The organism is Serratia sp. TSA_198.1, assembly GCF_052686505.1.
The window spans coordinates 481,891-504,345 of sequence record NZ_JBQZFP010000003.1 but is presented as its reverse complement, the minus strand read 5'-3'; the positions used below and the strand labels follow the sequence as shown (position 1 = coordinate 504,345).

General features: G+C 56.0%; 22 protein-coding genes. 13 read left to right on the top strand and 9 right to left on the bottom strand.

The window, feature by feature from the left end; genetic code table 11:
- Positions 1–96: 96 nt before the first annotated feature.
- The 5 genes from rpsF to ACUTSW_RS16955 all read left to right on the top strand — a co-directional run bounded on the left by rpsF (position 97) and on the right by ACUTSW_RS16955 (position 2,029).
- On the top strand, positions 97–495 hold the full coding sequence (gene rpsF / locus ACUTSW_RS16975) for a 30S ribosomal protein S6 (protein ID WP_004952743.1): 399 nt from the start codon (positions 97–99) through the stop codon (positions 493–495).
- Positions 496–503: 8 nt separating this feature from the next.
- Positions 504–821, top strand: a complete 318-nt coding sequence (gene priB, locus ACUTSW_RS16970) for a primosomal replication protein N (protein ID WP_004952746.1) — start codon at positions 504–506, stop codon at positions 819–821.
- Positions 822–825: 4 nt separating this feature from the next.
- Positions 826–1,053 carry a 30S ribosomal protein S18 gene (rpsR, locus tag ACUTSW_RS16965; protein ID WP_002210155.1) on the top strand — a complete coding sequence of 76 codons (228 nt, stop codon included), beginning with the start codon at positions 826–828 and terminating at the stop codon, positions 1,051–1,053.
- 39 nt (positions 1,054–1,092) lie between these two features.
- On the top strand, positions 1,093–1,545 hold the full coding sequence (gene rplI, locus ACUTSW_RS16960) for a 50S ribosomal protein L9 (RefSeq protein WP_004952751.1): 453 nt from the start codon (positions 1,093–1,095) through the stop codon (positions 1,543–1,545).
- Positions 1,546–1,654: 109 nt separating this feature from the next.
- Positions 1,655–2,029, top strand: coding sequence for a DUF488 domain-containing protein (locus tag ACUTSW_RS16955; protein WP_445584936.1), 375 nt, complete (start codon positions 1,655–1,657; stop codon positions 2,027–2,029).
- On the opposite strand, the gene ACUTSW_RS16950 is transcribed toward ACUTSW_RS16955, so the two are convergent.
- A complete protein-coding gene (locus tag ACUTSW_RS16950) occupies positions 2,011–2,676 on the bottom strand; it encodes an OapA family protein (RefSeq protein WP_434462231.1) in 666 nt (221 codons plus the stop codon). The genes ACUTSW_RS16955 and ACUTSW_RS16950 overlap by 19 nt on opposite strands.
- Positions 2,677–2,964: 288 nt before the next feature.
- On the opposite strand from ACUTSW_RS16950, the gene fklB reads away from it, so the two are divergent.
- Entirely contained in the window at positions 2,965–3,585 is a 621-nt protein-coding gene (gene fklB / locus ACUTSW_RS16945) for an FKBP-type peptidyl-prolyl cis-trans isomerase (protein ID WP_004952760.1), read from the top strand.
- Between the two features lie 43 nt (positions 3,586–3,628).
- Here the strand turns inward: fklB and ytfE are convergent, their stop codons facing one another.
- Both ytfE and ACUTSW_RS16935 read right to left on the bottom strand, forming a co-directional pair.
- A complete protein-coding gene (ytfE, locus tag ACUTSW_RS16940) occupies positions 3,629–4,294 on the bottom strand; it encodes an iron-sulfur cluster repair protein YtfE (protein WP_004952763.1) in 666 nt (221 codons plus the stop codon).
- 119 nt (positions 4,295–4,413) lie between these two features.
- A complete protein-coding gene (locus ACUTSW_RS16935) occupies positions 4,414–6,366 on the bottom strand; it encodes a bifunctional 2',3'-cyclic-nucleotide 2'-phosphodiesterase/3'-nucleotidase (protein ID WP_445584935.1) in 1,953 nt (650 codons plus the stop codon).
- Between the two features lie 256 nt (positions 6,367–6,622).
- On the opposite strand from ACUTSW_RS16935, the gene cysQ reads away from it, so the two are divergent.
- Positions 6,623–7,363: a 3'(2'),5'-bisphosphate nucleotidase CysQ gene (cysQ, locus tag ACUTSW_RS16930; RefSeq protein ID WP_073439542.1), complete on the top strand. Its 741-nt coding sequence runs from the start codon at positions 6,623–6,625 to the stop codon at positions 7,361–7,363.
- 1 nt (position 7,364) lies between these two features.
- Here cysQ and ACUTSW_RS16925 read toward each other — a convergent pair whose 3' ends face one another.
- Positions 7,365–7,919 carry a YtfJ family protein gene (locus ACUTSW_RS16925; RefSeq protein WP_006323250.1) on the bottom strand — a complete coding sequence of 185 codons (555 nt, stop codon included), beginning with the start codon at positions 7,917–7,919 and terminating at the stop codon, positions 7,365–7,367.
- A gap of 325 nt (positions 7,920–8,244) precedes the next feature.
- Here ACUTSW_RS16925 and ACUTSW_RS16920 point away from each other — a divergent pair, with 325 nt between their 5' ends.
- A complete protein-coding gene (locus tag ACUTSW_RS16920; RefSeq protein ID WP_445584934.1) occupies positions 8,245–8,451 on the top strand; it encodes a DUF1107 domain-containing protein in 207 nt (68 codons plus the stop codon).
- A gap of 136 nt (positions 8,452–8,587) precedes the next feature.
- On the opposite strand, the gene ACUTSW_RS16915 is transcribed toward ACUTSW_RS16920, so the two are convergent.
- Complete coding sequence (locus ACUTSW_RS16915; RefSeq protein WP_004952778.1) at positions 8,588–9,919, bottom strand: hemolysin family protein; 1,332 nt, start codon at positions 9,917–9,919, stop codon at positions 8,588–8,590.
- A 187-nt stretch (positions 9,920–10,106) separates the two neighbouring features.
- Positions 10,107–10,748, bottom strand: coding sequence for a peptide-methionine (S)-S-oxide reductase MsrA (gene msrA / locus ACUTSW_RS16910; protein WP_062869291.1), 642 nt, complete (start codon positions 10,746–10,748; stop codon positions 10,107–10,109).
- A 286-nt stretch (positions 10,749–11,034) separates the two neighbouring features.
- Here msrA and tamA point away from each other — a divergent pair, with 286 nt between their 5' ends.
- From tamA to ACUTSW_RS16895, 3 genes are read left to right on the top strand one after another with little or no spacing between them, the layout of a single operon-like run.
- Complete coding sequence (tamA, locus tag ACUTSW_RS16905) at positions 11,035–12,771, top strand: autotransporter assembly complex protein TamA (RefSeq protein ID WP_062869292.1); 1,737 nt, start codon at positions 11,035–11,037, stop codon at positions 12,769–12,771.
- Complete coding sequence (tamB, locus tag ACUTSW_RS16900) at positions 12,768–16,586, top strand: autotransporter assembly complex protein TamB (protein ID WP_445584933.1); 3,819 nt, start codon at positions 12,768–12,770, stop codon at positions 16,584–16,586. The genes tamA and tamB overlap by 4 nt, the downstream gene beginning before the upstream one ends.
- 2 nt (positions 16,587–16,588) lie before the next feature.
- Positions 16,589–16,936, top strand: a complete 348-nt coding sequence (locus tag ACUTSW_RS16895) for a gamma-glutamylcyclotransferase family protein (RefSeq protein WP_006317485.1) — start codon at positions 16,589–16,591, stop codon at positions 16,934–16,936.
- A gap of 53 nt (positions 16,937–16,989) precedes the next feature.
- On the opposite strand, the gene ppa is transcribed toward ACUTSW_RS16895, so the two are convergent.
- Positions 16,990–17,520, bottom strand: coding sequence for an inorganic diphosphatase (gene ppa, locus ACUTSW_RS16890; RefSeq protein WP_004952787.1), 531 nt, complete (start codon positions 17,518–17,520; stop codon positions 16,990–16,992).
- Between the two features lie 256 nt (positions 17,521–17,776).
- Here ppa and ACUTSW_RS16885 point away from each other — a divergent pair, with 256 nt between their 5' ends.
- Complete coding sequence (locus tag ACUTSW_RS16885) at positions 17,777–19,330, top strand: methyl-accepting chemotaxis protein (RefSeq protein WP_445584932.1); 1,554 nt, start codon at positions 17,777–17,779, stop codon at positions 19,328–19,330.
- Between the two features lie 42 nt (positions 19,331–19,372).
- On the opposite strand, the gene fbp is transcribed toward ACUTSW_RS16885, so the two are convergent.
- Positions 19,373–20,377 (bottom strand): class 1 fructose-bisphosphatase, encoded by a 1,005-nt coding sequence (gene fbp / locus ACUTSW_RS16880; RefSeq protein WP_004952791.1) that lies wholly within the window; start codon positions 20,375–20,377, stop codon positions 19,373–19,375.
- 169 nt (positions 20,378–20,546) lie between these two features.
- Here fbp and mpl point away from each other — a divergent pair, with 169 nt between their 5' ends.
- The gene (mpl, locus tag ACUTSW_RS16875) at positions 20,547–21,926 is read left to right on the top strand and encodes a UDP-N-acetylmuramate:L-alanyl-gamma-D-glutamyl-meso-diaminopimelate ligase (protein WP_445584931.1); all 1,380 of its coding nucleotides are present in this window, start codon (positions 20,547–20,549) and stop codon (positions 21,924–21,926) included.
- 191 nt (positions 21,927–22,117) lie between these two features.
- On the opposite strand, the gene yhcN is transcribed toward mpl, so the two are convergent.
- Complete coding sequence (yhcN, locus tag ACUTSW_RS16870; protein WP_445584930.1) at positions 22,118–22,381, bottom strand: peroxide/acid stress response protein YhcN; 264 nt, start codon at positions 22,379–22,381, stop codon at positions 22,118–22,120.
- Positions 22,382–22,455: the final 74 nt, after the last annotated feature.

Below are 22,455 nucleotides of genomic sequence, written 5' to 3'. Positions count from 1 at the left end.
GTCATTTTTTCAGCCGTACACACATACACGTTCCTTGCTTCCATGGGCCACGGTTGACCCTGACAGGAGGCTGAATAATCCGTAAGGAGCAATTCGATGCGTCATTACGAAATCGTTTTTATGGTCCACCCTGACCAAAGCGAACAGGTTCCGGGCATGATCGAGCGTTACAGTGCTACCATCACTAACGCTGCCGGTCAGATTCACCGTCTGGAAGACTGGGGCCGCCGTCAACTGGCTTACCCGATCAACAAACTGCACAAAGCTCACTACGTTCTGCTGAACGTTGAAGCTCCGCAGGAAGCGATCGATGAGCTGGAAACAAACTTCCGCTTCAACGACGCCGTTATCCGCAGCATGGTTATGCGCGTTAAGCACGCGGTAACTGAAGCATCTCCGATGGTTAAAGCGAAAGACGAACGTCGTGGCGATCGCCGCGAAGACTTCGCTAACGAAACCTCAGATGATGCAGATGCTGGGGATTCTGAAGAGTAATTGCTGCTGTGACCTCTAATCGTCTGGTTTTGTCGGGCACTGTGTGCAAGGCGCCGGTTCGAAAGGTGAGTCCTTCCGGGATCCCCCACTGCCAATTTGTGCTAGAGCACCGTTCGCAGCAGGTTGAAGCCGGATTCAGCAGACAAGCATGGTGCCGAATGCCCGTGGTTGTCAGTGGACAACAGTCACAAGCACTAACTCAAAGATTAACGGTCGGCAGTCAGATAACCGTGCAAGGCTTCGTAAGTTGCCATCAAGGGCGCAACGGGCTGAACAAATTGGTTCTGCATGCCGAGCAGATTGAATTGATAGATTCTGGAGACTAGCCTAATGGCACGTTATTTCCGTCGTCGCAAGTTCTGCCGTTTCACAGCGGAAGGCGTTGTTGAGATTGATTACAAAGATATCGCAACGTTGAAAAACTACATTACCGAAAGCGGTAAAATTGTCCCGAGCCGTATCACCGGTACTCGTGCAAAATACCAGCGTCAGCTGGCTCGCTGCATCAAGCGTGCTCGCTACCTGTCCCTGCTGCCATATACTGATCGTCATCAGTAATCGGCCGCTGTCTATTAACGACTTTAAGAGGATAAGGTAATGCAAGTTATTCTGCTTGATAAAGTAGCAAACCTGGGCAGCCTGGGTGATCAGGTTAACGTTAAAGCGGGCTACGCCCGTAACTTCTTGGTACCACAGGGCAAAGCTGTTCCTGCTACCAAGAAAAACGTAGAGTTCTTCGAAGCACGTCGTGCTGAACTGGAAGCCAAACTGGCTAACGTTCTGGCTGCTGCTGAAGCTCGCGCAACCAAGATCAACGAACTGGGTTCAGTAACCATCGCGTCTAAATCAGGCGACGAAGGCAAACTGTTCGGCTCTATCGGCACCCGCGACATCGCTGACGCAGTTACTGCGGCAGGCGTTGAAGTTGCCAAGAGCGAAGTTCGTCTGCCGAACGGCGTTCTGCGTACCACTGGTGAACATGAAGTTGAGTTCCAGGTACACAGCGACGTGTTCGCTAAGCTGAATGTAGTTGTGGTTGCAGAAGCTTAATCGCTCCTGCCAGCCAAGTTAAAACGCCAGCCTTGTGCTGGCGTTTTGCTTTTCTGCGCCCGGTAAAACGCGCTACCTTGCGATTATCGTTGGCGAGGAGAAGCAGTAAATGACAGATATCAATTTACAGCGCGTGTATGACTTTACCGGTCCTGCGCCGGAGAACTGCTACCTGATTGATCGGCTGTGGCCGCGCGGGGTTAGCAAGGAACGGTTGCTGGGCGTGCAGTGGCTGAAACAGGTTGCGCCGGATAACGCACTGCGGCAGTGGTTTCATCAACACGTCGATCAGTGGGAAGAGTTTGAACGCCGCTACCAGTTGCAACTGGCGGAAAACGAAGCCTGGCAGCCGCTGGTGACGTTATTGCGGCAGGGGCAGGCCTTGACCTTGCTGTACGGCAGTAAAGACACACAGCACAACCAGGGCGTGGTGCTGCGTGACTTCCTGTTGGCTCAACTGGCGGATTACCGCTCGCGGCGATAGCCGCCGTCGGCCTGACGGCGGAACAGGGCCTGGGTATTGTCTGCGGTGGTGACCGACAGCGCGGTAATCACGCCGTTGGCATCACGTTCGATACGCACTTCCTGACCTACCTTCATGTTGCTGAGCGGTTTGTCGCTCCCTTCCACTTGCGCCATGGCGAAGACTTCGTTCACCGGCAGGCTGTTATCGCGAAATAGCTGCGCCAGCGTTTGGCCAGGCTGGATCTGATAGCGTTGCCAATTGCCCGCAGGTTCCGGTTCGGCCGCTTGCTGCTGGCCATTATCTTGCAAATCGGCTTGCAGCGGTATGCCGTTGCCCTGCTGGGTGACCGGGAATGGCTGCTTCTCTGACGAGTAAGGCCATAACAGCGCCAACAGCAGAATCACGCCGAAGATAAGGGTCCAGCGACGATGGAAATAGGGCAGCGGTTCCATCCAGCCGAAGCTGTCCGGCAGGTGCCAGATCTTCAGCAGTAACGCTTTTATTCCCTGTCCTTTGCCGTTTACCGGCGGTTGCTCTGAATCCGGATCTTCTGCCGCCTCTGGCGCAGGGCCAGGTTTCAGGCGCTGGCTGAAGTTCAGCCAGGTGCGCAGCAACGGCTGGTAGATACGGGTGGTTTTCCTTCTCCTGGGCGAGATTCTGCCCATGGTGACCTCTCTTCAACTGCGTAAAAATGCCACAGTACAACATGGTGTACCGCCGGCCCGATTTCCTGCTTTCAGTATAGTCCGCTAACTGTTTGAAGTGAAAGGCAGCAGCAATTCAATGGCTGTCGCGGCAGGCGATGAGCCTGGGATCGCGGGAACGGGCGTTAACAGGGGGCCATTGTTTCTTTTTCTACGACAAAAGTCATCATTCTCCACACAAGATTTTACCCGGCTTTCCGGCACTGTTATGCTGCGCCTTCGACTTTTTACAGACTAAAGGAAAACCCCATGACAACCCCTTCTTTTGACAGCGTTGAAGCGCAAGCAAGTTACGGGATTGGTTTACAGGTCGGCCAGCAGTTGCAAGAGTCCGGTCTGGAAGGTTTGCAACCGGAAGCTTTGCTGGCAGGTTTGCGCGACGCGCTGGAAGGGAATGCCCCGGCGGTTCCGGTAGACGTAGTGCACCGTGCACTGCGTGAAATCCACGAGCGTGCGGATGCCGTGCGTCGTGAGCGCCAGCAGGCAATGGCCGTTGAAGGTCAGCAGTTCCTGGAAGACAACGCCAAGCGTGACGAAGTGACGCTGACCGAATCCGGCCTGCAGTTCTCCGTGCTGGAGCAGGGTAATGGCCCAATCCCGTCCCGTCAGGATCGCGTGCGCGTGCATTACACCGGTCGTCTGATTAACGGCGACGTGTTCGACAGCTCCGTAGAGCGCGGCCAACCGGCAGAATTCCCGGTTAGCGGCGTGATCCCAGGCTGGATCGAAGCGCTGACTCTGATGCCGGTCGGCTCCAAATGGCAGCTGTATATCCCGCACGATCTGGCCTACGGCGAGCGCGGGGCCGGCGCATCCATCCCGCCATTCAGCGCGCTGGTGTTTGACGTCGAGCTGTTGGAAATTCTGTAATTCAATAACAGATTTCTCTGGGCGCCTTAATGGCGCCCTTGTTTTATGCACCGCTCAGCGCACGTGGGAACAACAGGTTGTTCTCCAGATTGATGTGTTCCATCAGGTCGTCGATGAACTCGTCGATGCCGCCATACAGCGCCTGCCAGGTATTGCATGCTCCTTCCGGTGGCGTCACGTTATGGGTGAGGAATTTCACCACCTCAAGCTGTTCGCCCGCTTCGTCATGCTCATGCTCCATCACCGAGATCGGCCCGGCGGCCTGGCGCCCCATGCCCTGTTTGATCATCGGGAACAGGATCTGCTCTTCTTTCATCATGTGGTTTTCCAAATCCAGCCGGATCAGGTTCAGCTGTTTAGCCAAGCCGCGCGGGCAGGTGGGTTTATCTGCATGTACCCGCTCAACCTTTTCTGCCATCAGCACCAGTTCGGCCAACTGTTCACGGTGACGTTGATGGAAGCGCGGCAGTATATGGTCAATCACTTCGCCGAGCGGCGCAGTGCGCCAGTCGCGGGTTTGTTCCGGTTTGGCGGCGAGGGCGGCCAGCTCGGTTTCCAGCCGGTCGATATCCAGCCCTCTGCGCTCGGCGGCACGTTGCAGCGTTTGCTTGCCGCCACAGCAATAATCCAGATCGTTCAGACGAAACAGGCGGGATGCCCGGGGAATGGCGATGGCGAGTGCGCCGAGGGATTGATTGCGGTAATCCATGGTAGTGCCTCTTTAAATGAAGGAATTTTATAACATGCATTTTAAATGCAATTTAAAGGGCGCGCCAGAGAGAAAAAGAGGTAGGTAGCCGAGGGAAGGTATTTCCCCCGGCCTGGTGCTTATTTACTGCTCAAATCGATCTGATAAACCGCAAAACCGATGCTGTCCGTACCCTCAGCCTTCATCGGGTACTGCGCATGCGTTTTGATAAACGCCGTGGCTTTCTCACTGGGTGAGGTTTCGAAGCGGATATCCAGCGGCTGTACACTGCTGAACGTCGCCAGGCGCCAGTTATTGTCCACCTGTGGCCGTACCGCGCCGTGTTTTTTAGTCTCGGCACCGATATACGCCGCCAGTACCGAGCGGTTCTCGTCCGGCGATGCGAAGGCGATGTGCTTGTCGCCGGTGCCGGCAAACTTGCCGCCGTAAGCGCGGTAGTTATTGGTGGCAACCAGGAAAGTGGCGTTCGGATCGATCGGCTTGCCCTTGAACGTCAACTGCCTGATGCGTTCCGCCTTGTCATTGATTAACTGGCATTCGCCGTCGTAGCGCGCCGGTTGGCTGACGTCGATCTGGTAATTCACACCGTCAATCACGTCGAAGTTATAGGTGCGGAAGCCGTCCCAGTTAATCAGGCCTTGAGGCTTGCTGCTGGTGACGTCGATCTGATTGAACTGCCCGGCCGAGCATTCCAACCATTCCTTCACCTCTTTGCCACTGGCTTTCACCACCACCAGCGTATTGGGGTAGAGATAGAGATCGGAAGCGTTGCGGAAGGTGAGCTGGCCTTTTTCCACTTCCACGAAGCTGGCCGGGTCGTTTTTGCGCCCGCCGACCTTGAACGGCGCTGCGGCTGACAGCACTGGCAGGTCGGCCAGATCCGGATCGCCTTGAATGTAGTGTTCAACATAGGCCTTCTGCGCATTGTTGACGATCTGCACCGTCGGATCGTCTTGCACCAGCGCCAGATAGCTGTACATGTTGTCGTCAGACTTGCCGACCGGCTGGCTGACGAAGTCTCGCGTGCCTTTATGATCCTCTGCCAGCACTTTCACCAGCGCCGTGTCTTCCGCTGCCAGTGATTTCTTGTTTTCTTTGTCGTAGATCGGTCGCGCTTCCGCTTTGGCAGAGGCCACTTTCCAACTGCCGGAGTCGTTGTTCAGTTGCAGATCTACCACGCCGAGGTGATCGCCCCATTGGCCCGGCATGACCGCCGGTATGCCATTCAGCAGGCCTTTTTCAATATCTGCGCCTTTGATAGCGGCGAAGTCCTTGCTCGGGAATACCGCGTGGGCATGGCCGAACATGATGGCATCAATGCCCGGTACCTGGCTGAGGTAGTACACCGAATTCTCCGCCATGGCCTTATAGGGTTCGCTGGAAAGGCCGGAATGCGGGATTGCCACCACCAGGTCGGCGCCCTGTTTGCGCATTTCAGGCACGTAGCGTTTGGCGGTTTCGGTAATATCGTTAACCGTCACTTTGCCCTGCAGATTGGCTTTATCCCACACCAGAATTTGCGGGGGGACGAAGCCGATATAGCCGATGCGTAAAGTATGTTCCTTGCCGTCACGGTCTTTTACCGGCGTATCGACGATAATATAAGGCGTGAATAGCGGTTTTTGAGTTTTAGCGTCGATCACGTTGGCGTTGATATACGGGAATTTGGCGCCGGCAATGGCGTTTTTCAGGTAGTCCAGCCCGTAGTTGAATTCATGGTTGCCGATATTGCCGACCACGTAATTCAGCGTATTCATCGCCTTGTATACCGGGTGTACGTCGCCCGGTTTGAGCCCCTTGGCCGCCATATAGTCGCCCAGCGGGCTGCCCTGAATAATATCGCCGTTGTCCACCAGCACCGCATTGGTGGCCTGCTGACGCGCCTGCTCGATCAGGCTTGCGGTGCGCACCAGACCGAATTTATCGGTCGGTTTATCCTTGTAGTAATCGAAGTCCATCATGTTGCTGTGCAGGTCGGTGGTTTCCAGTACGCGCAGATCGACCGTTGCCGCTTGCGTCGAGGCGCAAACCAGCATAGCGAGGGCGGACAATGTCAGCGGACGCTTCATCATTTTTGGCTTTCTCCATTCCATTTTTCGAGTTTTATCGCAGAGGGACATGTAATTAACATTGGTTGTCTCACCAAACTGTGAAGTGTGGCAGAAAATTGGCCGAGGTTACGCAGGAAATGTCACAGTTGTGACGGCAAAGACTTGAATAAATACCGATGGTTAAACCGTTGTGATGGATATTCCATGCAAAAAAAACTAGGCTGCTAGCAATGAGGAAGGGGAAATGACCCACGGAACTGCATATCTGAGGTGAATGATGTTAGAGCAAATTTGCCAACTGTCCCGCGAGGCGGGGGCGGCAATCATGGCGGTGTATGACGGTGAACAACCGCTTGATGTCGCGCAGAAAAAAGATGATTCACCGGTGACGGCGGCCGATCTGGCGGCGCATCATATTATCAAACGCGGGCTGGCGGCGTTAACGCCGGACGTGCCGCTGCTGTCGGAGGAAGATCCGCCGGCCTGGGAGGTGCGTCGGAACTGGACGCGTTATTGGCTGGTCGATCCGCTGGACGGCACCAAGGAATTCCTCAACCGCAACGGCGAGTTTACGGTCAACATCGCGCTGATTGAAGACGGCCAGGCGGTAATGGGCGTGGTTTACGCACCGGCGATAGACGTGCTGTACCTGGCCGAGCGCGGTAAAGCCTGGAAAGAAGAGAAAGGACAACGCCAGGCGATCCGCGTCAGCAATGCTCATCCGCCGCTGGTGGTGGTAAGCCGCTCCCACAGCGACGAAGAATTGAAGGATTACCTGAACCAACTGGGTGAACATCAGACTATTTCTGTCGGATCATCGCTGAAGTTTTGTTTGGTGGCGGAAGGAAAGGCGCAGCTCTATCCGCGTTTTGGACCGACCAATATCTGGGATACCGCCGCCGGCCATGCCGTCGCGGTGGCCGCCGGGGCGCAGATCCACGACTGGCAGGGGCAGCCTTTGCTTTATGCCCCGCGTGAATCTTTCCTCAACCCCGGCTTCCGGGTTTCGCTGTTCTGATTCAGTTCAGGAGCTGGTGCAGTTGGGTCATGACCTGCTGCACCTCTTCCGGCGTCAGCGCACCGTCTTTGGCGAATTGGATCTTGCCCTGTTTATCCAGCACCACAATGGCTGACCCTTTCGGCTGTAGATCCCAGGCTTTGCGAACGTTACCGTTGCTGTCGACCACAAACTGCGACCACGGAAACTCCTTCTTGCTGTCCTCAATGCTGTTGCGAACAAACATCGCGGTGCCGAGCAGGGCGTCGTCGGTATTGACTATTGTCGTCGTTTGGTAACGTTCGTGCGGTAGCTTAGCTTTTTTAATCGCTTCTATCAGTGGGTCGTTCATGTCCTTGGCGGAGCTGCGGCCGGCAATATGCTGAATCACTCGCACTTTCCCACTGAGCTGCGCGCTATTCCAGTTTTTATAGCTAAACTTATCATTAGCGTAATTTAACTCTCCTTTATCGCTGACGCCGACCGGCGCGACGCGTTGCTGGAGCTGGAAGTTGTGCGCAGAGGCCAAAAGGGGAGCAAACAGCAGGGATACAATGAGCATGCTACTTTTTTTCATGCCTTCTCCTTGGAAGGGGACGGTGCCGACAGCACCCAACAGCCTAAAGCATAGGTGGTGATCGGAGGTCTGTCCTGTTAGCCGGATCGCAGTTTTTCCTTCTGGGAGGTAATACCTTTATTTTGAAGGGATATACTGAGAAAGTTATATATTATCATATACAATTCTGTCAAAAAGTGTAAATCCAGTGAAGATGACCGAGCGGAAGTGAACGATATGGTCTTTACTAGGTCTACTACATGGCAATCAAGTTGCGTTCTTACTTTAGAGGCTGCCACCTTGGCGGCTCGCTGAGCGCATGGACCAAACGGAGGAGAGTAAAAGAATGAGAATCTTCCAGCGTTATAACCCATTGAAAGTGGCGAAGTACGTAAAGACCCTGTTTCGTGGCCGGCTGTATATCAAAGATCTAGGCGCGTTCGAGTTCGACGAAGGGAAAATCCTGATACCGAAAATTCGTGACAGACGCCATTTCAGTGTGATGTCAGAGGTGAACCGGCAGGTGTTGTTGCTGCAATCTGAGATGGGTTAATGCGCTATACCCGTCGTATTTCAAGCGGCAGCGTTGTTTTCTGCAATTTGAAATTGATAGGGTAAATTTTGTGTACCTGCAAAAGCTCCAATTATCGCGGCCCCGATGGGGCCGCTGACGTTTTTGTCGGCAGGGGTCAGGCTGGGGAGTTGTCCCCCGGCGCTTTTGGCAGCACCGCGGCAGGTTTGTCGCTCAACCGGGTCACCAGCAACTGATCAATCTTGTAGCTGTCGATGTCCACCACCTCAAATTTATAACCGGCGTACTTAACGAAGTCAGTGCGTTTCGGGATCTTGCGCAGCATGTACATCATAAAGCCGCCAATGGTTTCGTAGTTGCCCGCCTGCGGGAACTCGTCAATGTGCAGCACGCGCATCACATCTTCGATCGGCGTGCCGCCCTCAATCAGCCATGAACTTTCGTCACGCGCCACGATCTGCTCTTCCTGGCCCTGGCCCACCAGATCGCCCATCAGCGTGGTCATTACGTCATTCAGCGTAATGATGCCCACCACCAGCGCATACTCATTAAGAATAACGGCAAAGTCCTCGCCGGCAGTTTTAAAGCTTTCCAGCGCTTCAGACAGCGTCAGGGTGTCGGGTACGATCAGCGCCGCGCGGATCTGTACGCCGCTGCTCAGTACCAGGCTCTGGTTGCCCAGCACGCGGTTCAGCAGGTCTTTGGAGTCGACGTAGCCAACCACCTGATCGATGTTGCCATCGCACACCAGGAACTTGGAGTGCGGGTGGGTCGAGACCTTCTGAATGATGCTTTCTTCGCTCTCGCGCAGATCGAAGTAAACCACGCTTTCACGCGAGGTCATCGAAGAGGGAACGGTACGCGATTCCAACTCGAACACGTTTTCGATCAGCTCATGTTCCTGTTTACGCAGCACGCCCGCCAGGGCACCGGCTTCCACCACCGCATAAATGTCGTCGGAGGTAATGTCGTCTTTACGTACCATCGGCAGCTTGAACAGGCGGAAGATCAGGTTTGCCATGCCGTTGAAGAACCACACCAGCGGCCGGAAAAGCATGATCGAGAAACGCATCGGGTTGATGATCCGGACGGCGAACGTCTCTGGTGCAATCATACCGATGCGCTTCGGGGTCAAATCTGCGAACAGGATAAACAGGCTGGTCACCAACACGAACGAACAGATAAAGCTAACCTGCTCCGCCAGTTCCGGTGACAAAAAGCGATCGAACAGCAGTTTGAACGTCGGAGAAAAAGCCGCATCGCCCACGATACCGCCGAGGATGGCCACGGCGTTCAGGCCAATTTGCACTACGGTAAAATACAGGCCCGGCGTTTCCTGCAGTTTGAGCACCTTGGCGGCGTTGACGTTACCTTCGTCAGCCATCATTTTCAGTTTAATCTTGCGTGATGCAGCCAGAGATATTTCCGACAGTGAGAAAAACGCACTCACGGCGATCAGAAAAAGAATCAGTAAAATACTGTTTAACATATTCTATCCATACGTGCCGACGGGATGACGGCGCTCTTGAGGAAGGGTAGTACCTTGTAAAAAAAGAATTGTAGGGGGCCGTATATCGCGCCCGCCAGAGCTTTATCAAAAAGCAGGGCCGCAAATGCGACCCAGCACAGTATAGCAGCAGCCCCACAGGGGCCGCCAGCGGTTAAAAAATAGTAGGTTAGCCCTGTGGCGGCAGACAAACGCCGATCCCGCCCAGGCCGCAATAGCCCTCAGGATTTTTATACAGGTATTGCTGATGGTCGTCTTCGGCATAGTAGAACGGCAGCGCCGGCGTCACTTCGGTGGTGATGGTGCGCTTGTCGCCGGCTTCATCCATCGCCTGCTGGAAACGTTGCCGGCTGCTTTCGGCTTCAAGCTGCTGTTCCGGCGTCAGCGTGTAAATCGCCGAACGGTACTGGGTACCGACGTCGCCGCCCTGACGCATGCCTTGCGCCGGGTCGTGGTTCTCCCAGAACACCTGCAGCAGGTGCTTGTAGCTGACGATTTTCGGGTCAAACACTACGCGCACCACTTCGGTGTGGCCGGTCTGGCCGCTGCACACTTCGCGGTAGGTCGGGTTTGGCGTGTAGCCGCCGCTGTAGCCTGCTGCGGTGCTGTAGACGCCCTGTTGTTGCCAGAACAGGCGTTCGACACCCCAGAAGCACCCCATGGCGAAGATTGCCACTTCCATGCCATCCGGGACATGAGTCATCGAATGATCGGTGACCACGTTGAGCGTCGCAACCGGCATCGGCGTCGTGCGGCCAGGCAGTGCGTTCGCCTTGTCGACGGTTTGGGTTTTATCAAAAAATGGCACCACGGTTGACTCCTGTTGTCACAGTAAGAATTGGCCCAAGACGCAGCGGTTCGGTTGTATCTAACCGCAACTTTGCTCACAATAAGCTGCATATTGAGATTAAGTGTAAGCTTAACGCAGTATTTTGAGCGCCAAAAGCGAAGAATGCGCCTGTTTACGGCGACAGTAAAACGGTAACACGCGGCGTCTGGAATAACGCTGAAGAGGGCTGCCGTCTTGATAGCACGGAGTCTGCCCTGGCACCAGAGAGCGATGTTATACAGGATAGTAAAATAAATAAGGAGAACGCGTGCCACGATACCGTGCCCTGTGCTTTTTTTGTACTCTGCTCGCGACGCCCGCGGCGTTTTCGGTGAATGTGCGGCTGCAGGTTGAAGGACTCAGCGGGGAATTGGAGAAAAACGTCCGGGTACGGCTGTCTTCCATTACGCCGGAAGAGGTCGGCACCGATGGGCGGTTCCGTGCTCGCGTGGATGAAGCCGTCCGTCAGGGGCTGCGTGCGCTGGGCTATTATCAGCCCACCATCGATTTTACGCTGGATGACCGACCTCAGCTGGCGCGCCCCGTGCTGTATGCCAAGGTGAACCCGGGCGAGCCGGTACGGATTGCCGGTGCCAATATCCAGTTGGAAGGCGGTGCGAAAACCGACGAAGACTATCTGCAATTGGTCAAAAAGGGTCGGCCGACGATAGGCGAGATCCTTAATCACGGTCAATATGACAATTTCAAAAGTTCTCTGACCGGCATGGCGCTACGCAAAGGCTATTTCGATGCCGATATGATCAAGAGTCAATTGGGCGTGGCAGAGGATCTGCATAAGGCTTATTGGGACATCGACTTCAACAGCGGGCAGCGCTACCGCTTCGGCAAGGTGAAGTTCCAAGGTTCGCAAATCCGCGAAGACTACCTGCAAAATCTGGTGCCCTTTCATCAGGGGGATTATTACAGTTCGGAAGAGTTGGCCGAGCTGAACCGTCGTTTGTCCGCCACCAACTGGTTTAACTCGGTGGTGGTGTCCCCTGATTTCCAAGACTCCAAAGAGAACAAGATTTTGCCGTTAGATGCGCTGGTTACGCCACGCACTCGCAATACCATCGAAACCGGGGTCGGTTATTCCACCGACGTCGGCCCGCGGATAAAAGGTACCTGGAAAAAACCGTGGCTTAACGATCGCGGGCATAGCCTGGAAACCAGCGCCAGCATTTCCGCACCGGAACAGCAGCTTGATCTGACCTATAAAATCCCACTGCTGAAGAACCCGTTGGAGCAGTATTACCTGCTGCAGGGCGGCTTCAAGAACGTCGATCTCAACGATACCAAGTCCGTCACGTCAAAAGCGGTGGTTTCCCGCAACTGGGATCTCTCCAGCGGCTGGCAACGGGCGCTGAACCTGACCTGGCGTCTGGACCACTTTACCCAGGGTACCGTCACCGACACCACCATGCTGCTGTATCCCGGCGTCAGCGTTAACCGTACCCGCTCGCGCGGCGGTTTGATGCCGACCTGGGGCGACAGCCAGCGTTATTCTCTCGACGTGTCCGATACCACCTGGGGTTCCGGCGTCGACTTTGCGCTGATACAGGCACAGAACGTCTGGATCCGCACCTTGGCCGACAAACACCGGTTTGTCGCACGCGGGCAGGTTGGCTGGATCGAAACCAATAACTTTGAAAAAGTGCCGCCGGATCTGCGTTTCTTCGCCGGTGGCGATCGCAGCATTCGCGGCTACAAATATAAAGGCATTTCACCCCGTGACGATGACGGCAAGCTGACCGGCGCCTCCAAAATGCTGACCGGCTCTCTGGAATACCAATACAACGTGACCGGCAAATGGTGGGGCGCGTTGTTCGTGGATTCCGGCGAAGCGGTGAACGATATCAAGCAAAGCAACGTCAAGACCGGCGCCGGCTTCGGCGTGCGCTGGCAGTCGCCGGTAGGCCCGGTGAAGCTGGATATCGCCGCTCCGGTTGGGGATAAAGACACCCACGGGGTGCAGTTCTATATTGGTTTGGGGCCTGAATTATGAGCCTGATTAAAAAGATTTGTCTGGGATTCCTGATCGTCTTGTTGTTGCTGATCGGCGGGTTGGCTTATTTGCTCGGCACCACCAGCGGCCTGCATACGGTTATCAACGGCGCTGCGCGTTGGGTTCCGGGGCTGGATATTGCCGGCGTCAGCGGCGGTTGGCGCGATTTGACGCTAAAGGGCGTGAAATACCAGATGCCGGGCGTGACGGTAAACGCCGGGCAGTTCCATCTTTCGCTGGATTTGTCGTGTTTTAAACGCAGTTCGCTGTGCGTTAACGCCCTGACTGCGCAGGACGTGGACGTGGTGGTGAAAACCAAAGAGATGACGCCGTCGGCGGCGGTGGAAGAGACCGGCGAGCCGACCACGAATCTGAGTACGCCGTACCCGATCACCCTGCGCATGCTGGCGCTGAACAACGTCAAGGTCAGCGTCGACGACACGGCGATTTCACTGGGCGAGTTCCGCACCGGTGCACAGTGGCAAGAGCGCGCGCTGACCCTGTTGCCGACTAAAATCAGCTCGCTGCTGATCGCTCTGCCGAAAACGCCGCAAAACCCATTGCCGGAAGTCGTGCAACCGGTCGTTGAGGTGGCGAAAAAGGTCGGTGAAAAAGTCGATGAGGCTGCCAAGCCTGCGCCACAGCCGGAAGAGAAGCCACTGGGCGAAACGCTGAAAGAACTGTTCGCCAAACCGCTGTTGCCGGATCTGCCGGACATCCGTCTGCCGCTGGATATCACCGTCAAGGAAATCAGCGGTGAACAGCTGCGGCTGACTGGCGACACCGAGGTGTTGATCACCAGCCTGCTGCTGCAGGCCAGCACCAAAGACCAGCATATCCAGCTGGACAACTTTGATGTGAAATCGCCGCAGGGCACGCTGTCCGCCCAGGGGCAGGCGACGCTGGCCGGCAACTGGCCGATGGAGATGGTGGCGAACGGCACGCTGAATATTGAGCCGCTGAAGGGCGAGAAGGTCAAACTGAACCTCGGCGGCGGGTTGCGTGAAGAGCTGAAAGTGGCGCTCAATCTGTCCGGGCCGGTCGGCGCGCAATTGGATATGCAAACTCAATTGGCTGAGGCTGGTTTGCCGCTGGCACTGACGCTGCAAAGCAAACAGCTGAAATGGCCGCTGAGCGGCGAGGCGCAATACCAAATCAACGATTTCCGCCTGCGCTTCAACGGCAAGGCGACCGACTATGCGCTGTCGACGCGCGCCAACATCAAAGGCCAGGATCTGCCGCCGGCGGTGCTGACGCTGGATGGCAAAGGCAACGTCGAACAGTTCAAACTGGATCGCTTGCGGCTGGCCGCCTTGCAGGGCAATGCCGATTTGACCGCGCTGGTGGACTGGAGCAAGGCCATCAGTTGGAATTCGCAACTGATGTTAAGCGGTATTAATACCGCCAAACAGTGGCCGGAATGGCCGGCGAAGCTGGATGGGAAGATCACCACTCGCGGCAGCCTGCACGGCGGCAGTTGGCAATTGCAGGTGCCGGTGCTGCAGCTCGACGGCAACGTGAAGCAAAATAAGGTCACCGCGCGCGGTTCGCTCAGCGGCAACGCTGCCGGGCAGTGGAAAATCCCCGGCATCGATCTGACGCTGGGGCGTAACCAACTGAACGTTAAAGGCCAACTGGACGAGAAAAGTTGGAATCTGGATGCGAACATCGACGCGCCGCGCCTGGACGGCGCGCTGCCGGGGCTGGGCGGTACGGCGAAAGGCCTGCTTAAACTGCGTGGCAACCTGCAGGCGCCTCAGTTGCTGGCCGATCTGACCGCTTCCGGTCTGCAGTGGCAGGCGCTGCGCATCAATCGGGTTAAAATTGACGGCGACGTGCGCTCCAGCGATCAGATTCAGGGGCAACTGGCGGTTCGGGTTGAACAACTGAAGCAGGATGCTCTGGAGATCAGCCTGCTGACGCTGGATGCCAAAGGCAGCGAAAAACAGCATCAGCTGCAACTGAAGATCAACGGCAAGCCGGTATCCGGCCAATTGGCGCTGCAGGGCAGTTTCGATCGCCAGCAGCAGCGCTGGCGCGGCAACCTGAACAATACCCGTTTCGATACCCCGGTGGGCGAATGGCGGTTAACGCGCGCCATTACGCTGGACTACCTGAATACCGCACAGAAAATCAGTATCGGGCCGCACTGCTGGCAGAACCCGAATGCCGAACTGTGCGTGCCGAAAACCATTGAGGCCGGCCCGAGCGGCCAGGCCAGCGTAGTGCTGAACCGCTTTGATCTGGCGATGGTGAAACCTTTCCTGGGGCCGGAAACGGCCCTGAGCGGCGTATTCTCCGGCCGGGCGGATGTTAGCTGGAAACCGGGTGGCGCGTTGCCTGATGCGAAAGTCTCGCTGGTGGGCAACGGGGTGAAAGTGGTGCAGCAGGTGCAGGGTAATGCGCTGCCGATCGCCTTCGATACGCTGAATCTCAACGCCGGGCTGACCAACGGCCGCGCTCAGGCGGACTGGTTGATCAAGCTGCACAATAATGGCCAGTTTAACGGTAACATCCAGGTCACCGACCCGCAGGTGCGCCGCAATATCAGCGGTAATGTCAATATCACCAATATTTCGCTGGCGATGATCAACCCGGCGCTGATGGATGGGGAAAAAGCGGCGGGCATGTTGAACGCCAACCTGCGTTTGGGCGGCAGCGCGCAGAAACCGCTGGTTTACGGCCGGTTAGCGCTGGATAAGGTGGATATCGATGGCCACTGGATGCCGTTTGACATGACTGACGGCCGGTTGGTGGTTAACTTCGATGGCATGACCTCGACGCTGGAGGGGCTGATCGGCACGACCCGTGGGCAGTTGAACCTGTCCGGTGACGCCGACTGGCGCGATATCAACGCCTGGCGCGCCCGTATCGCCGCCAAGGGCGACAAGCTGCGGGTGACGGTGCCGCCGATGATCCGCATCGATGTTTCGCCTGATCTGGTCTTCGAGGCGACGCCGCAACTGTTCTCGCTCAACGGCTCAGTCAATATTCCGTGGGCGCGCATAACGGTGCAGGAGCTGCCGGAAAGTGCGGTAGGCGTCTCTTCCGATGAAGTGATGCTGGATGATCAACTGAAACCGATCCAGCCAAAAACCGCTGCGATCCCGATCAACAGCAACCTGATGATCCACGTCGGCAACGATGTACGCCTGGATGCCTTTGGCCTGAAAGCCAAACTGAAGGGCGACTTGAAAGTGGTGCAGGACAAGAATGGCCTGGGCCTGAATGGCCAGATTGACATCCCGTCCGGTCGCTTCCATGCTTATGGTCAGGATTTGATTGTCCGCAAGGGCCAACTGCTCTTCTCTGGGCCGCCGGATCAGCCGTTACTCAACATCGAGGCGATCCGTAATCCGGACTCGACCGAAGACGGCGTCACCGCCGGGGTTCGCGTCACCGGGTTGGCGGATGCACCTAAGCTGGAAGTGTTCTCAGACCCGACTAAATCGCAGCAGGAAGCCTTGTCTTATCTGCTGCGCGGGCAGGGTTTGGGCAGTTCCGGCGCCGACGGCAACGCCATGACCTCAATGTTAATTGGGATGGGGGTTGCACAAAGTGGTCAACTTGTGGGTAAAATCGGCGAGGCGTTTGGCGTAAGTAATTTGGCCCTGGACACTCAGGGGGTTGGCGACAGCTCTCAGGTTGTCGTGAGCGGCTATGTTCTCCCTGGCTTACAAGTAAAATATGGGGTGGGCATTTTCGACTCGCTGGCCACGCTGACGTTGCGTTACCGCCTGATGCCTAAGTTGTATCTTGAAGCGGTGTCTGGTATCGACCAGGCATTAGATTTGCTCTATCAGTTTGAGTTTTAGCGATGCGAATAATTGTCTACGGCAGTTTACGACGCAAACAGGGAAACAGCCATTGGATGACCAACGCCCAATGGCTCGGCGAGCATGAGCTCGAAGGCTATCAGATTTATAATCTGGGCCATTACCCGGCGGCGATCCCTGGAGAGGGCACGGTACATTGTGAGGTGTACCGTATTAACTCATCGATTCTGGCAGAGCTGGACGAACTGAAAAGCAACACCAAGGACTATAAGCGCGAGCTGATTCAGACGCCTTATGGGAGTGCGTGGATCTACCTGTATAAACACAGTGTGGACGGTTACCCGCGGATTAACAGCGGCGACTGGTTGAAGCGTCTCGACGAAAAGTAATAAAAAAAACACCGCTCATTGAGCGGTGTTTTTTCATCGGACGGCGGCAAGAATTACTTCTTGGCAGCGCGTTCGAAAGAGGCAACGATTTCAGCTTTGGCAGCGGCAGCGTCTGCCCAGCCTTCCACTTTCACCCATTTGCCTTTTTCCAGATCTTTATAATGCTCGAAGAAATGGGCGATCTGGGCACGCAGCAGTTCTGGCAGGTCGTTCACATCTTTGATGTGATCGTACTCTTTGGTCAGCTTGCTGTGCGGAACGGCAACCAGTTTTGCATCTTCACCGGCTTCGTCGGACATCTTCAGCACGCCTACCGGACGGCAGCGGATCACAGAACCCGGCTGCAGCGGATACGGGGTCGGTACCAGCACGTCAACCGGGTCACCGTCCAGAGACAGGGTGTGGTTGATGTAACCGTAGTTGCACGGATAGAACATCGCGGTGGACATGAAACGGTCAACGAACAGCGCGCCGGTGTCCTTGTCGATTTCATATTTGATCGGATCGGCGTTAGCCGGGATTTCGATAACAACGTAGATGTCTTCCGGCAGGTCTTTGCCAGCTGGGACCAGATTCAAGCTCATGTCGGTTTCCTTTAATCAAACCAGAAATGGAGTGGCGGCTATTATAGCGGACTCTTTTGCGATTTCCTGCCCTTTTCATCACCGACTCCCCCGAGGGGAGCCATCCGCCCCATTTCCAGATTAATCCTCCAACAAGGTTAAGTTTCTCCCGCGGTTGCCGATAACTTCATCAAATAATAATGAGCCGGCGAAGTCTGGCTCTGCGTTTTACCTCCCCTACGTTTGATCTCACAATTTCTGAAGCCGGGAAGAACTCATGCTAAAAAAGATTACGGTGAAGGCCGGGCTGATTGCCCTGCTGAGCCTGACGACGCTGTTGCTGATTATGGTCAGCACGATTGGCGTCAACGCGATTAATGAAGGGTCGCGCTCGCTACATACACTGAACCAGATCCTGGGGGAGGAACTGGGATCGCTGGCCAGCAGTTCCAACCTGACGCTGCGCGCCAGAACCGCCGCTTCGCTGGCGGTGCGTCAGCGGGAAATCGGCCAGATTGAGGTCTCCGATGCCACGGTAGGCCGTATCTATGATTACCTCGAGCAGTCGAAGCACGAAATGGAGCGCTTTGTCAGCGTCGGCACCGTTACGGAACGCGGGCGTGAACTGTCTACCCGTTTGCAAAACAGCTACCGGGATTATCTGGAACAGGGGGTCAGGCCGATGGCTGACGCCATCAAGGCCGGCAAGGTCGATGACTATTACGAGATTCAGGAAACCCGGATTTCGGCCCTGAGTATCGCCTTCGAAAAAGACCTCAGCGATTTCCGCAGCTTTGCCATGAAGGTGGGGCAGCAGCGGGTGGATGAGGCGGAGAATAATGCCAGCACCAAAATCACCCTGATCGTGGTCGCCGGTTTGCTCAGCGTGCTGTTGGCGGTACTGGCCTGGTTTGCGCTGCGAGTGATTATCCTGCGCCCCCTCGATGAGTCTATCGCCCAACTGGAATACATCGCCGGCGGCGACCTGACGCACCGAATTACCGGCGAAGGGGATACCGAGATGGGTCGCCTGATCCGCGCCATGCAACGCATGCAACAGGCATTGGTCGGCTCGGTCAGCAAGGTGCGCGACGCCAGCAGCCAGATTGATACCGGCTCACGTGAGCTGGCTGCCGGTAACCTGCATCTGGCGCAGCGTACCGAAGAGTCCGCAGCCTCGCTGGAGGAAACGGCGGCCAGCATGGAACAGCTGACTTCGACGGTGAAAATGAACGCCGAGAATTGCGAGCAGGCAAACCAGCTGGCGCTGAGCGTATCCGATATCGCCAACCAAGGCAGTGAGGTGGTCAGCCAGGTGATGGACAAGATGCAGGCGATTACCGACAGCTCGCGGCGCATCGCCGATATCATCAGCGTGATGGACGGCATTGCCTTCCAGACCAATATTCTGGCGTTGAATGCGGCGGTCGAAGCGGCCCGCGCCGGCGAACAGGGGCGCGGTTTCGCGGTAGTGGCCGGTGAGGTGCGCAGCCTGGCACAGCGCAGTGCGCAGTCGGCGAAAGAGATCAAAGGGTTGATCGAAGCGTCACAGAATCGGGTGCAGGAAGGCGAGCAAATGGCGGAGTCTGCGGCGAAAACCATGAACGGCATTACCGGCGAAGTGGGCCGCGTAACGGCGCTGATGCGGGAAATTTCGGCGGCTACCCGGGAACAAAGCAGCGGTATTGAGCAGGTGAATCTGGCGGTGGCGCAGATGGATCAGGTGGCGCAACAAAACGCTGCGTTGGTCGAAGAGTCCGCGGCGGCGACGCGTTCGCTGGAGGAGCAGGCTCAATTGCTGGCGCAGAGCATGGCAGCGTTCAAATTATGATGGAGTGACAGGGGGCGGCATGCCGCCCCCTGAAGAGAGGCTTTACTCGTCCGGGTTTTCGGCGATAAAGCGCTCGGCGTCTTCAACCATGGATTTGGTGCCGACGAAGAACGGTGCGCGCTGGTGCAGTTTCACCGGGGTAATGTCCAGAATACGGTTTTTACCGTCGCTGGCTTTACCGCCGGCCTGTTCCGCCAGGAACGCCATCGGGTTGCATTCATACAGCAGGCGCAGCTTGCCTTGCGGGTGGCTGGCGGTGCTTGGATAAATGTAGATGCCGCCTTTCAGCAGGTTGCGGTGGAAGTCGGCAACCAGTGAACCAATGTAGCGTGAGGTGTAAGGGCGTTGTGTCGCTTCGTCCTGCTCCTGGCAATACTTGATGTATTTCTTCACGCCGCGAGGGAACTTGATGTAGTTGCCTTCGTTGATCGAATACATGTTGCCGGTGGCAGGATAACGCACTTTCTCATGGGAGAGACAGAACACGCCCAGAGACGGATCGTAAGTAAAGGCATGCACGCCATAACCGGTGGTGTATACCAGCATGGTGGATGAACCATAAACCACGTAGCCGGCTGCAACCTGAGCGCTGCCTGGCTGCAGGAAATCTTCTTCGGTCACGGGAGTGCCGACCGGGGTGATGCGACGATAGATAGAGAAAATAGTACCGACCGAGACGTTGACATCAATGTTGGACGAACCGTCCAACGGATCCATCAACACCACATACTTGCCATTTTCAGCCCGCTCGCCATCGAAAATCACGATTTCATCTTCTTCTTCAGAAGCGATACCCGCAACTTCACCGCGCGCTTTCAACGCAGCTTTCAGCTTTTCGTTGGCGAACAGGTCCAGTTTCATCTGGACTTCACCCTGTACGTTGGAAATGCCGCTGGTACCGAGGATATCAACCAGACCCGCTTTGTTGATGTCGCGGTGGATGATTTTGGCGCCCAGTTTAATTGCAGAAAGTAACGCTGTCAGCTCGCCGGTGGCGTGAGAGAAGTCGTGCTGTTTCTCGACGATAAATTCGCCTAACGTTTTCATGACACAATCCCTGAATCTACGGATGGGTAGCGGTTTGTTAACAAACCGCCAACGTATTCGCGAGCAGTGTAGCCCAAAGATGAGCGCTATTCATAGGCAAATCCATTTCTTCTGGACGATTCTGAGCGGTAGAATAAGGTAACATTCGACGTACTCAATTGAGAAAACTATGCGCATTCACATTCTTGGGATCTGTGGCACCTTTATGGGCGGGCTGGCGGTACTGGCTCGTTCGTTGGGACATGAGGTGACCGGCTCTGACGCTAATGTCTATCCGCCGATGAGCACGCTGCTGGAGAAAGAGGGGATCGACCTGATCCAGGGTTACGATCCGGTTCAGTTGTATCACGTGCCGGATCTGGTGATCATCGGCAACGCCATGACGCGCGGCAACCCGTGCGTGGAAGCGGTGCTGGAGCAAGGCATCCCTTATGTTTCCGGCCCGCAATGGCTGCATGACTATGTACTGCGCGATCGCTGGGTGTTAGCGGTTGCCGGGACCCACGGCAAGACCACCACCGCCGGCATGGCAACCTGGATCCTGGAAGCCTGCGGTTATCAGCCCGGTTTTGTCATCGGTGGCGTGCCGGGGAACTTCGACGTTTCCGCACGCTTGGGTGGCAGCCCGTTCTTTGTGATCGAGGCCGATGAGTACGACTGTGCGTTCTTCGACAAACGCTCCAAGTTTGTTCATTACAGCCCGCGTACGCTGATCATGAACAATCTGGAGTTTGATCATGCCGATATTTTCGACGATCTGAAAGCGATCCAGAAGCAGTTCCATCATCTGGTGCGTCTGGTGCCGGGCAAGGGCAAGATCATTTTGCCTGATAACGACAACCACCTGAAACAGGTGATGGCGATGGGCTGTTGGAGCGAGCAGGAGTTGGTCGGAGAAGAAGGCGCATGGCGGGCGCACAAGCTGACGCCGGACGCCAGCCACTATGAAGTGTTCCTCAATGGCGAAAAAGCTGGCGAGGTGAAATGGGCGCTGGTGGGCGAACACAATATGCATAATGGCCTGATGGCGATTGCTGCCGCACGTCATGTTGGCGTGCAGCCTGCGGATGCCTGCGCCGTGCTCGGCGATTTCATCAATGCCCGTCGCCGCCTGGAGTTGCGCGGTGAAGCCAATGGCGTCACGGTGTATGACGATTTTGCGCATCACCCAACGGCGATCCTGGCGACCCTGGCCGCCCTACGCGGTAAAGTGGGCGGCACTGCCCGTATTCTGGCGGTGCTTGAACCACGTTCCAATACCATGAAAATGGGTATCAGCAAGAACGATTTGGCGCCATCGCTTGGCCGCGCCGATGAGGTATTCCTGTTCCAGCCGCATCATATTCCCTGGCAGGTGGCGGAAGTGGCGGAAGCCTGCGTGCAGCCGGCCCACTGGAGTGCCGATCTCGGCACCTTGGTGGACATGATTGTGAGAACCGCCCAGCCGGGTGACCATATCCTGGTGATGAGCAACGGTGGGTTCGGCGGGATCCACGATCGGCTGCTGGAGGCACTGGCCAACAAGCCAGAGCCGAAAGTCACCTACTGATCGACAGGGTTAATTCGAGAAAGGGCCGTTTGCGGCCCTTTTTTTCGCCTATAAAAAAGCCCTCGCGAGCGAGGGCAACGGGGTTCGTCGGATAGGACGACGAGACTTCTTCAGAGAATCAGTGGTTACCACAGAACTCGGCAGTGGCAGTGACGAGGGTAATCAGTTCGGCAACCGCGCTCTCTGAATTGTTATTTGTAGATTTCGGCAGTCGCGTGCCAGTTGCCGTTTTCGTAGGCTTCGATCACTCGGTACGCTTTAGCGCCTTGCTTATCGGCTTTGTCGGACAACGCCTGACGAATATCCGAAGGTGCGCCGGCTACGCCACTGGCGGTAATGGTGCCGACAGACTGAAGATCAGCGGCCTGGTCATTGGTGATCAACGTAGCGGCTGAAGCGTCGAACGAAAGGGCAGACATCAGGCTAATTGCAGCGAGGGTAATTTTCATGTTCATGGTCGTGGGTCCTGTTGCGATAACAGCCAGGAAGGGCTTTACAGCGTTTATTATTCTTGAAAGCTGTTATCGGT